The sequence below is a fragment of the Spiroplasma sp. ChiS genome, assembly GCF_002968355.1.
GTDB classification, from domain to species: Bacteria; Bacillota_I; Bacilli_A; order Mycoplasmatales; family Mycoplasmataceae; genus Spiroplasma; species Spiroplasma citri.
Genome location: NZ_PUUH01000219.1, coordinates 1 through 786 on the forward strand (window position 1 = coordinate 1; position 786 = coordinate 786).

Annotated in this window: 1 protein-coding gene; it reads right to left on the reverse strand. The window is 20.0% G+C overall.

Annotation, left to right across the window (positions count from 1 at the left end):
* Positions 1 to 117: 117 nt before the first annotated feature.
* Positions 118 to 279 (reverse strand): hypothetical protein, encoded by a 162-nt coding sequence (locus tag C6B38_RS10160; protein WP_162475904.1) that lies wholly within the window; start codon positions 277 to 279, stop codon positions 118 to 120.
* Positions 280 to 786: the final 507 nt, after the last annotated feature.

Here is a 786-nt window from a genome sequence, read left to right on the forward strand (position 1 = left end):
TAGTCTTACCACTATATCGTGTTCCAATTTGATTAATTTCATTAACTAACTCATATTTCTTAGCAAATGGATATTTATTACCAATACTACTATTTTGTAATAACCAATAAGGAATTTCTAACAAATAAGTAAAATAGTCTTACCACTATATCGTGTTCCAATTTGATTAATTTCATTAACTAACTCATATTTCTTAGCAAATGGATATTTATTACCAATACTACTATTTTGTAATAACCAATAAGGAATTTCTAACAAATAAGTAAAATGATTAAGCATTATTATTTTTCCTTATCATCATTTTTAATATCTCTAATATCAGTTTGTAAATTAACAATGATTGGTTGTTGATTATTTAAGTTTAATTCTTGTTCTAATTGTTTTTCTTGTAATGAATATTTATATTTAAATGCTCGTTGTCAATATTTTTTTAATAATAAAAAAAGAACAAAATATTATTTAATTATATAATTATATTGTAACAAGCTCCAATTAATCTCTATATGCTTGTATACTAAAATAAAAAGTAAAGTAATTTACTTTTTTTTATTTTGATGTAAAATATAGATAATAAAAAAAGAACAAAATATTATATTAAGTTCTTTGATATATTGATACAGTTTGATAAGTTTTTTTCTACTCTTTTATTTAACCATATTGTTTAAATAATAGCAATTTTAATATGCAAAAAGGAGTAAAAAATGAAAGAATTTAATCCAAATAAAGCAAGTTATACAACAATTTGAAGAAAAATTGAAGAATTTTGAAATGATAAGAAACCAAATA